Annotated in this window: 9 protein-coding genes; 3 read left to right on the top strand and 6 right to left on the bottom strand. The window is 70.2% G+C overall.

Annotated features, from left to right (window positions below; genetic code table 11):
* Nucleotides 1–5: 5 nt before the first annotated feature.
* Entirely contained in the window at nt 6–467 is a 462-nt protein-coding gene (locus tag M1L60_RS31885; protein WP_253241257.1) for a hypothetical protein, read from the bottom strand.
* 75 nt (nt 468–542) lie between these two features.
* Here M1L60_RS31885 and M1L60_RS31880 point away from each other — a divergent pair, with 75 nt between their 5' ends.
* Both M1L60_RS31880 and M1L60_RS31875 read left to right on the top strand, forming a co-directional pair.
* Entirely contained in the window at nt 543–1,463 is a 921-nt protein-coding gene (locus tag M1L60_RS31880) for a cation diffusion facilitator family transporter (RefSeq protein ID WP_253241256.1), read from the top strand.
* Between the two features lie 104 nt (nt 1,464–1,567).
* On the top strand, nt 1,568–3,922 hold the full coding sequence (locus tag M1L60_RS31875; RefSeq protein ID WP_253241255.1) for a M4 family metallopeptidase: 2,355 nt from the start codon (nt 1,568–1,570) through the stop codon (nt 3,920–3,922).
* On the opposite strand, the gene M1L60_RS31870 is transcribed toward M1L60_RS31875, so the two are convergent.
* The 4 genes from M1L60_RS31870 to M1L60_RS31855 all read right to left on the bottom strand — a co-directional run bounded on the left by M1L60_RS31870 (nt 3,868) and on the right by M1L60_RS31855 (nt 7,287).
* On the bottom strand, nt 3,868–5,055 hold the full coding sequence (locus tag M1L60_RS31870) for a sugar efflux transporter (RefSeq protein ID WP_253241254.1): 1,188 nt from the start codon (nt 5,053–5,055) through the stop codon (nt 3,868–3,870). The two genes, M1L60_RS31875 and M1L60_RS31870, sit on opposite strands and share 55 nt — an antisense overlap.
* Nucleotides 5,052–5,483, bottom strand: a complete 432-nt coding sequence (locus tag M1L60_RS31865; RefSeq protein WP_253241253.1) for an ROK family protein — start codon at nt 5,481–5,483, stop codon at nt 5,052–5,054. The genes M1L60_RS31870 and M1L60_RS31865 overlap by 4 nt, the downstream gene beginning before the upstream one ends.
* 208 nt (nt 5,484–5,691) lie before the next feature.
* Nucleotides 5,692–6,906, bottom strand: coding sequence for an alpha/beta hydrolase (locus M1L60_RS31860; protein WP_253241252.1), 1,215 nt, complete (start codon nt 6,904–6,906; stop codon nt 5,692–5,694).
* A 45-nt stretch (nt 6,907–6,951) separates the two neighbouring features.
* Nucleotides 6,952–7,287: a hypothetical protein gene (locus M1L60_RS31855; RefSeq protein WP_253241251.1), complete on the bottom strand. Its 336-nt coding sequence runs from the start codon at nt 7,285–7,287 to the stop codon at nt 6,952–6,954.
* Nucleotides 7,288–7,998: 711 nt separating this feature from the next.
* Between M1L60_RS31855 and M1L60_RS31850 the strand changes: the two genes are divergently transcribed.
* A complete protein-coding gene (locus M1L60_RS31850; RefSeq protein WP_253241250.1) occupies nt 7,999–8,796 on the top strand; it encodes a class I SAM-dependent methyltransferase in 798 nt (265 codons plus the stop codon).
* Nucleotides 8,797–8,841: 45 nt separating this feature from the next.
* Here M1L60_RS31850 and M1L60_RS31845 read toward each other — a convergent pair whose 3' ends face one another.
* Nucleotides 8,842–10,371 (bottom strand): M4 family metallopeptidase, encoded by a 1,530-nt coding sequence (locus M1L60_RS31845; protein WP_253241249.1) that lies wholly within the window; start codon nt 10,369–10,371, stop codon nt 8,842–8,844.
* Between the last annotated feature and the right edge of the window lie 50 nt (nt 10,372–10,421).

The following is a 10,421-nucleotide window of genomic DNA, read 5'->3' as shown; positions in this document are numbered from 1 at the left end:
GAGTCTCAAGGTGTGAGCAGCTGGGCGAACTGATTCGCCAGCAGGGCGCCGCTGTGGCCGACGGCGGTGAACGTCCGGTCGGGGCCGTCCGCGCGCTCCAGGGTGACCGTGACCTCGCCGTTGTCGGCCTCGCTGCGCGCGCTCAGCACCGAGGTGGGAGCGATCGTCGAGGCCGGGCCCGCGCCGCGGTCCTGGGCGATCGTGACCAGCCACCAGACCAGGCCGGCCAGCGCGCCCGCCAGGACGACGCCGGTAGTGATCCAGAGCGCCGGCTCGAGCCAGGACGGGCCGCGGCCGGTCGCCGTGGTGGCCACCAGCGCGAGGCTGAACGCGAGCAGGAGCCCGGCCGCGCCCGCCTTGGCCGACTGCTGCCGGGCCGGGCGCACGTCGTGCACGGCCACCTCGTCCGGCCCGAACTCCAGGGTCACGAGCCGGCCGGTCTCGGTGCGCACACGCGGAACTCTCACCCCGCGAGCCTAGACCGCGGAAAACATATAGTAGAGTACGCATGTGAACATGCTTCGGAGTGGGATGGTTGCCTGATGGGCCACGGACACGGGCACGACCACGGCGTCACGGCGACCGGCCGCCACCGGGGGATCCTGGCCGCCGTGCTCGGCATCTCGGTGGTCATCTTCGCCGTCGAGGTCGTCGGCGCGATCCTCACCGGCAGCCTGGCCCTGCTGGCCGACGCCGGGCACGTGCTGGCCGACGCGGGCGGCGTCGCGCTCGCCCTGGGGGCCACCCTGCTCGCGGCCCGTCCGGCCTCGGGCCGCCGGACGTTCGGCTGGGCCCGGGCCGAGATCCTGGCCGCCGCGCTCAACGGCCTGATCCTCAGCGGCATCGGCGTCTACGTGTTCGTCGAGGGTGTGCGCCGGCTGGTGGACCCGGCCGACGTCGAGCCCGGCGGCATGGCCCTGTTCGGCGTGATCGGCCTGGTCGGCAACCTGGTCGGGGTGGCCCTGCTCTACCGGGCCCGCTCGGCCAGCCTGAACATGAAGGGCGCGTTCCTCGAGGTCGCCACGGACACCGCGACCTCGGTCGGCGTGCTGCTGGCGGCCGCTGTGATCGCCCTGACCGGGTTCACCCGGGCCGACCCGATCGTCTCGGTGCTGATCGGGCTCATCATCGTCCCGCGGGCGGTGAAGCTGCTGCGGGAGGCGGTCAGCATCCTGCTCGAGACCGCGCCCGAGCACGTCGACCTCGACCAGATCCGCGAGCACATCACCAATGTCGACCACGTGCTCGACGTGCACGACCTGCACGTGCTCACCGTCACCTCGGGCCTGCCCGTGCTCAGCGCGCACGTGGTGGTCGACGACTCGTGCTTCCTCGACGGCCATGCCCCGCAACTGCTCGACCACCTGCAGACGTGCCTGGCCGGCCACTTCGACGTCGAGCACTCCACGTTCCAGCTCGAGCCGGCCGGCCACGCCGACCACGAGCACCCGACCCATCGCTGAACCGGCGGTAGTGAGCCGGGCCACACCCGCCCGTCGATGGGACGATGGATATCGAAATATTCAGCTATGTTGCTCCGACTGATACACGGGGGAACGGGGCAACAGTGGCTGGACGACGCCTGCTCACCGGCGTGACGAGCACTATCGCGGTGCTGGCCGTGGTGATGACCAACCAACCGGCCGTGGCGGCCCCGCCGCCGACCGAGCCGCCGTCCCGGCAGCGGGTCGCGGCCGACGCCAAGACGCTGGTCCAGCGCGACCGGGCCGTGGTGCGGGGCGGGCCGGACGAGACCTACACGCCGCGCAGTGTGGTGGTGGATGCCGACGGCACCCGGCATGTGCGCATCGACCGTACGTACAAGGGTTTGCCGGTGCTGGGCGGCGACTTCGTCGTGCACTCGCGCCCCGACGGCCGCCTGCGCGACACCACCGTGGCCCAGAAGCAGGCCATCAAGGTGGCGACCAAGCCCGCCGTCACCGCGGCCGAGGCGGCCACCGTCGCCAGGATCCCGGCCGGGAAGCGGACCGCCACCCTCGTCGTCGACGCCGTCGAGGGCCGGCCGGTGCTGGCCTGGAGCATCCTGGCCAACGACCACAACTACATCGTCGACGCGGCCACCGGCGCCCTGCGGCGGAAGATCGACACCGTACATTCCGCCGAGGGCACCGGGCACGGCCAGCTTGCCGGTCAGGTGGCGCTGAGCACCACGAAGCGCGACGACGGGCAGTTCGAGCTGGTCGATCCGGCCCGGGGCAACTCCGAGACCCGCGACGGCCAGAACCTGACCCGCCCCACGCGCGATCAGACGGCGGCCTTCACCGACGCCGACAACGCCTGGGGTGACGGCACGCCGGCCGACCCGGCCACGCTGGCCGTCGATGTGCACCACGGCGTCCAGCAGACCTGGGACTACTTCAAGAACACGTTCGGCCGCAACGGCGTCGCCGACGACGGCCGGGGCACGCTGGCCATCGTCCACGACCGCTACGCCAACGGCAACGCCATGTGGAGCGACGAATGCTTCTGCATGCGGTTCGGGGCCGGCGATATCTACAGCAAAGCGCTGACCTCGCAGGACGTCGTCGCCCACGAGTGGGCGCACGGGGTCACGAGCGCCACCGCGGATCTCCACTACTCGGGGCAGTCGGGCGGGCTCAACGAGTCGACCAGCGACATCTTCGGCACCTTGGTCGAGTTCGCGGCGAACAACCCGGCCGACCCGCCCGACTATCTGATCGGCGAGGAGTCCGACTTCGGTGGCGAAGGGTGGCCGCTGCGCTACATGGCCGACCCGGCCCGCGACGGCGTGTCGGTCAGCTGCTGGGACGGCTACGACCGGGGCGTCCACTACCTGTCGGGCGTGCCCAACAAGTTCTTCTACATGCTGGCCGAGGGCAGCGCCGAGTCCGCTCCCTGCGCCGGCGCCGCGCCGGTGACGGGCATCGGCCGGGACAAGGCCGGGGCGATCTGGTACCACGCGCTGACCCGCTACATGGTGTCCACGACCGATTTCTCCGAAGCCCGGGCCGCGACCCTGCGCAGCGCGGCCGACCTGCACGGCGAGAACAGCGCCGAGTACGCGGCCGTGGCCGCCGCCTGGTCCGCGGTCCTCGTCGAGGCGACGCCGACGACCCCGCCGCCGGTGGACCCGCCGCCGTCCCCGTTCCCGGTCGTCGTGGAGCTCGACGACCAGGTCAGCCAGGTCGGCGAGCCCGTACGCCTGCAGGTCGAGGCGACCGACCCCCAGGACCAGAAGCTGGTCTTCACCGCCGAGGGCCTGCCCACGGGCCTGTCCATCAGCGAGGACGGTCTCATCACGGGCACGCCGGTCGAGGACCGTTGGTCGGTCGTGTCGATCACGGTGACCGACCCGGACGGGTGGCGGGCCTACACCGTCTTCTCGTGGAAGGTGCACGGCAAGCCGACGATCGGGGATCCCGGGCCGCAGCGGACCCCGCTCGGCCAGTCCGTGTCACTGCGGCCGTACGCGACCGATCCCGACTGGATCGAGTCCTGGACCGCCACCGGCCTGCCCGACGGCCTGACGCTGGCCGACCTGAACGGCGGCTGGGAGATCTACGGCCGGCCCACGAAGGCGGGCACCTTCGACGTGACCCTCACGGCGACGGACTCCGACGGCACCTCCGCGTCGCTCACGTTCCCGTGGACGATCGAGGAAGCGGGTGCGCCCGAGCCGGTCCAATACCTGATCGCGTTCTGGTCCGGCCCGAGCGTGGCGGTCTACTGGGCGTACCCGGCCGGTGACGTCGACGAGATCCAGCACTACGAGCTGAAGTTCGCGCCGGACGGCCCGACCGTCCTGGTCGAGGACGGGTGGACCAGCGCCCACTACCTCGAGGGCCTCGACCCGGCCCAGGCCCGGACGGTGTCCGTGACTGTCGTCTACAAGGACGGCCGCCGCAGCGGGCCCAGGACCGCCGACGTCTGGCCGGAATAGGAGGACCGGGCCGCCAGCAGCAGGACCAGCGCCAGGACGGCCAGCCCGGCGCTGGTCAGGTAGGCCGTCCGATAGCCGACCTGCTGCGACAGGCCCAGCACGGGCCCGGCGAGCATCGCGCCCGCCGGGAAGGCGTTGGTGAACAGCGTCGACGCGCGTCCGGGTTGCCTGGGCAGCAGCTCCTGCATGTAGCTGACGCCCAGGCCCTGCACCACCGCGATGCCGGCCGCGTTGACCAGCTGGGCCGCGATCAGCACCCAGAGCTCGGACGAGAAGGCCACGACCAGGGCGTACGCCAGCGTGAAGACCGGCCCGGCCAGCATCAGCCGGCGCAGCGAGAAGCGGGTGGACAGGAAGCCGAAGGCCAGCATCAGCGGGATCTCGAGCGCGGCGCACACGCCGAGCAGCAGGCCGGCGTCGCTCACCGAGCGGCCCAGCTCGTCGTCCAGGAACAGCGGCAGTGCCTGCACGGTGAGCGCGGTGACGCACTGCAGCAGGGCGAAGGCGGCCACGCTGAGCACGATGACCCGGCGCGGGGCGTTGTCGTCGGGTACCGGCTCGGCCGTCTCGACCGGGGCCGCGGCCGCCTGCTGGTTGGTCAGCAGCCGCCACGCGATCAGCGCGGCCAGCCCGTAGGTTCCGGCCGCCACCCCGTACACCAGGGTGAAGGTTCCGGCCTCGAGCAGCAGCGCGGCCAGGAACGGGCCGGCCACCCAGGACAGCGAGAACAGCGTGCGCAGGCCGCTCATGGCCATGGCCGCCCGCCCGGCATCTTGGAAACTGACCCGGGCGTACGCGAAGAGCTGGGGGAGGGCCGCGCCGGCGAGCGCGGTCGCGGTGACGGTGAGGCCGAGCACGACCCAGAAGTCGCGCGCGAAGGCCGTGCCGAGGGCCGCGACCGCCCCGGCCAGCGCGGTGCCGATGATGAGGTGACGGCGCACCGGCCGCCGGTCCGAGAAGTTGCCGACCCACCACGACACGAGCACCGACGACAGCGGCGCGGCCAGCAGGAACAGCGTCACCTGCAACGGCGAAGCCTGCACGGCGTCGGTCAGGAAGAGTGTCTGGAACGGGAAGACCAGCGCCACCGAGAGGCCGAGCGCCAGGAAGATCAGCGCCAGCGGGGCCGTCATCGGCGAGCCAGCGCGACGGCGCCGAGCAGGTCCGCGTGGTCCCCGGTCGCACTCGGCACGACCGTGACCGCGGCCGCCGCCGGTGGTGCCGCATGCCGGTTGATCGCCTCGCGGATGCCGTCGAGGATGTGCGGCCCACCGGCGCCGCCCACGATGACCGCTTCGGGGTTGAGCATCGTGCAGATGTCGGCCAGCGGACGGCCGACCCGGCGCCCGAAGTCGCCCAGCAGCCGGGCCGGCCCCGGATCGCCCGCGGCGGCCAAGGCCAGGATCCGTTCGTAGGTCAGGGTTTCCTCGTACGCCGATTGGACGCTGCTCACCAGGGCCGAGCCCGCGTGGACGAGGCAGCCCCGCCCGCCGCACGGGCACAGCGGCCCGTCGTCGTCGATCTGGATATGGGCCAGCTCGCGAGCACCTCGGCCGGTCACCCTCGCCGGTGCCCGGCCAGGCCGGCCCGGGTGATCTCGTCGTGGGCGGCGATCTCGGCCAGCAGCCGGTGGTGCGGCGACCGCAGCTCGGTAGTCATCATTTCCGCTCGATCCAGCCAATATAAGTGCGTACTCCGGGACTCTTACCCACTTATTTAAGCCGGAGACAGCGAAAAGCCCCGGCCCTCTGTCGGGCCGGGGCTTTCCGTCAGCGGCGGGCCTTCAGCCAGCCTTGGATGTCGGCGATGACCTGCTTGTCGGGCTCCCCGAAGACCGGGTCGAACTTCGGGGTGATGTTCATGGTGTGGGCCATGCCCGGGTAGATGATGATCTTGTGGTCCTTGTTGCCGGACGCGGCCACGGCGGCGTCGGCCACCAGCGCGGCCCGGGCCGGCGTCTGCAGGTCGTTCTCGCCGTTGAGCATCAGCGTCGGCCCGTCGAACTTCGGCAGCGCCTGCGAAACGGTCGGGAAGCGGGCGATGTCGGTGGCGTAGTCGATCACCGGCTGGTCCAGGCCGGGCACGTTCGGGTACTTGTCGATCCCGGTGATCTTCCGCAGCACCGGACCCGCCTCGGCGTCGATGGCGATCTGCCCGTCCCGGTTCCGGTCCGTGCTGGGCAGCACCTTCTTGCCGTCGAGCAGGACGGAACGGTACTGCTCGGCGACCTCCTTGGGCTTACCGATGAGGCCGTGGGAGGCCTCGGCCGCGGTCAGCCGGCCGTCCGCGTTCACGTCGAACTCGTCGTGCATCTGCAGCAGCAGGCGCCCGAAGATCTGCAGGGTCAGCAGCTCCTTGATCGGCAGCCCGACCACACCCATCTCGACGACACCGGCCGGCTTCGGAATCCCGAACTTGCGCGGCTCGGCGGCCAGGTTGGCGGCCACGTTGGTGCCCTCACTGTGCCCCAGCAGGAAAATCTTCGACGGGTCCACCTTGCTCGACTTGGCCGCGAACCGGACCACGGAGGCGGCATCGAGCTGGATCTGCCGGTACGGGTTCTTGGGGTTGAGCTGGGCCGGGTCGGTGCTCTCGATCGGCCCGATGCCGGTGACGCCCCGCTTGTTGAACCGCAGCGTGGCGAACCCTTCCCGCGAAGCGGCCTGAGCCAGCGGCACAAAAGTCGACCCATTGCCCTCAGGAAGCGTCTGGTTCATATCGTTGTGCCCACTGCCATGCAAGAAAATGACCAACGGCAGCCGCCCGGTCGACCCGGCCGGATAGGTGAGCTCGGCCTCGGTGACCCAGCCCTTCCCGAAGTCGATCTTCACCAGCTCCCGGGTGACGCCGCCCCACCCGGCCTGCTGAACCGCCGCCGTACCCGTCTCGGGAAGGCCGGCGTTGGCGACCCCCACCCCCGCCGCAAGAACGGCAGTAGCGGTGAGCCCGATCGTCAGTGTGCGGAGATTCTTCGTCGTCGTCATGCCCAAAACGCTATTGACAACAACGATCAAGATCGATCCGGCTAGCTACCCACTTCGAGGTACAGCCTGCTGTACCTCTGGACCACCGCGCAGCTCCTCCAGGGTCGGGCTGGCGATGATGCGAACCATGTTGTCCTTGTAGTTCTGGTCGGCCAGACGTCGGGCCAGGTCGTCCAGGTCGTCGAGGTCGCCGTACCTCTCCCGCAGGAGCACCCGGAGTCCGTCTCTCCGGCCCAGCTTCAGGCCCTCGTTCAGAGCCGTCTCCACGGCATGACTGACTATCTGAGTAACGGTGTCACCAATGCCTTCGCCGAAACCTTTAGCCCAGTTCTCGCGGGCAATTACGCGGCCTGCTTCGGTCCGCTTCAGGATGTTGTTCATGCCTCTCCCCGCAGTACCAGAAACCCGAGACGCACTCGACGGGCCGTCTCCATCACCCTGCTGAAGGCAGCAACGGGCGACCCGCCACCAGCGCGAACTGGATCAAGGTGATGGGGGAACCGTCGGTGGGTGTTGACGCAGCGAGCCGAGGAGGTCGCTGCCTTTTCATCGAAGTCGGCAATCTGGCACGAGCATACTCAGCTCGATCTGGACCTGCTGTTCCTCGTGCTCACTCGTTGCCGCGTTCCGATCGGCGACCCGCGCCGCGACATCAGACGGCGGTTTCTTCGACCACAACGCCAGCGGTGCCAGCGGACCGGCCAGCAGCAGGCCGGGGTCCAGGTCGTGGGGAACGCTGACCGACTGATAGTCGAGCTGCCGTCGAGCCGCGCGCCGCCCAGCAGATGCAACGCGTCTCGGGGATGAGCCTCCATCAGAGACTTGAACAACCCGTCGAAATCGCGGGGCGGCGACGATCTTGTATCAGCGGATTCGCTTTCGGTCACTACGTCCTCCGTCCGTGCTCGCCATTGACGGTTGACAGTCTGGATCGCGCCGTGACCACTAGTCAAGGGACTGGTTGCTGTTCGCCTAGGATTGTCGTGTGACAAGGCGCACTCGTGGTTGCCGGGTCTCTGGCGCTTGGCCTGTAGTGCGGCTGCTCGCCGTAATCCGTTGGCGGTAGCCGGTTCCGGCTTGGAGGATGCCGGGATGAGTGAGTCGACGGCGGAGATCGTCAGCTTTTATGAAGAGCGGTATTCCGAGGCGACGCGGCTGGATCGGCGGCCGCAGGCGCGGCTCGAGCGCATTCGGACCCTGGAGCTGCTGCGCGATCTGCTGCCCGCCGCGCCGGCCCGGGTGCTCGATGTCGGTGGGGGACCGGGTGCGTACGCCCGCGAGCTGATGGCCGACGGCCATCGGGTCCGGCTGATCGATCTCGTACCGGCGCATGTCGCTCAGGCGCAGGCGGGCACGCCTCCGATCGAGGCGGCCGTCGGTGACGCCCGCGATCTGCCCGAGCTCGACGGATCGTGGGACGCGACGCTGTTGCTCGGGCCGGTCTATCACCTGCAGGACAGGGCCGATCGGGTTCGCGCGATCCGTGAGGCGATCCGGGTGACGCGGCCGGGCGGGCCGGTGGCCGTGGCGGCGATCTCGCGGTTCGCCGGGCCGGTCGACTTCGCGGCGACGGCCCGGTTCGACGCTCACATGCTCGAGGAGTCCTGGCGGTTGATCACCGAGGGCGAGAACATCGTGAGCGTCGGTTTCACCCATGCTTACTTCCATCGGGTGCCCGAGCTGCTCTCCGAGTGCGAGGAGGCCGGTCTGGCCGACGTGGTGCTGCACGGCGTCGAGGGCCCGGCCTGGTCCGCGGCCGAGGCGGCCGTCCATGGCCCGTCGGCCGATGTGGTCTTCGACGCCGCCCTGCAGCTGGCTCGTCTCTACAGCGCCGAGCGCGATCTGGCCGCCGCCAGCTGCCACCTGCTGGTGACCGGAACGGCCCGTTGAGAAAGGGGACCGAGCGCGGCTCGGTCCCCCTTCAGCAACTGCGGGCTAGCAGGTGGGCTCGCCGGACTGGGCCGGCAGGCTGACCGCGTTCCAGGCGGCCTTGACCGCGTTGAACTGCGTGCAGCTGCCCGGGTTCAGGTTCTTGGCCGCCTGCAGCGTCCAGACCCGGTATTTCCCGTACGAGGAGCTCGAGGTCTTCAGCAGCATCGCGTTGTACATGATCTTGATGGCGGACTGGATGCCGAGGCCGGTGACGGTGGTGCCGTTGCAGGTGGAGCTGGCGGGCTGGCCGTTGCCGCCGCTGCCCTGGGCCAGCAGGTAGAACCAGTGGTTGCCGGGGCCGGCCGCCGAGTGCACCTCGGAGCCGGGGGTGCTGCTGGAGTAGCAGTTGGCGTCCCCGGCCAGCGACGGGTTGTACATGTAACGGATCGGGCCGCTGCCGACCAGGTTCACTTCCTCGCCGACCTGGTAGTCGAACGGGTCGTTGGCGTTCGCCGCGTACGCCTCGGTGGCCGCGCCGATCGTGTCGGCCACGAACTCCTGGGTGCCGCCCTTCGAGATGCCGCCCGGCGTCCGGTCGTCGATGCCGTGGCCCAGTTCGTGACCCACCACGTCGAGCGACGAGATCCACCGTCCGCTGGTGTTCTTGCCGATCTGCACCTGGGTGCCGTCGTAGTACGCGTTCTGCTGATTGAGCCCGACCCGGATCGGCCACGCCCCGCCGCTGCCGTTGGCGCCGTTGCGGCCCAGCCACGACGACAGCATCGCGTGCTGCTTCTGCGCCACGTACAGCGCGTCCACGCAGCCCGTCTCCTTGCTGGTGCCGTTGCCGTTGCCCCACACGTTGTCGGAGCCGCTGAACGTCACCCGGGTCGACGCGTCCTGGCAGCTCAGGTTCGTGACCGTCGGGTCCTTGAGCGAGTACGTCGAGCCCGACTGGGTGGTGTTGAGCGACACCGAGCCGTTGATCCAGCCGGTGCCCGTGCCGGTGGCCTCGGTGACGTGCTCCTCGGTGGCGAGCACGGCGCCGGTGGTCGCGTCGACGTCGACGGTCAGCCGGCTGATCCCGGCCGCACTCGTGCCGTTCACCGTCGTTTCGTACGCCAATGTAGGGGTCTTGCCCTCGGCCGCGACCACCACGAGCCGCGTGCCCTCGATGCCACTGACCGTCTTGAGCTGGGCTTTCGAGGTGGCGACGGCCGCGCTCTCAGAAACGCCGGGCGCCGTCGACAGTTCGCCCAGCGGGCTGCTCTGCGCGACTGACGTGTACCGGGTCTGCCCGGCGTCGTCGGTGACCACCACGAAGTCGCCGCCCTTGACCGGGAGGCCCTTGTAGGTGCGGTCGTAGGATGCGTACGTCAGCCCGTGCGACTTGTAGACCTGGCGCCGCTGGAACGTGTCGTGCCTGCTCGCCCGCAGGGCCGCCGGGCGGGCCGCCACCACCGCGTCGGCCACCGCGACCGCGTCGGCCGAGGGGGTGGGCGGTTTCGCGGCGGCCGGGCCGGTCACGGCGACCAGCGCGGATGCCGCCGCCGTGCCCGCCGCCAGCGTTATGACCAGGGGAATTCGCGCCATCGTGCGTACTCCTTCCCCGCCCGCGGGGGTGGCGGGCGGGCTCGGTTCCC

The organism is Paractinoplanes aksuensis (genome assembly GCF_024137025.1).
GTDB classification, from domain to species: domain Bacteria; phylum Actinomycetota; class Actinomycetes; order Mycobacteriales; family Micromonosporaceae; genus Actinoplanes; species Actinoplanes aksuensis.
This window is presented reverse-complemented; position numbering and strand designations above follow the sequence as displayed.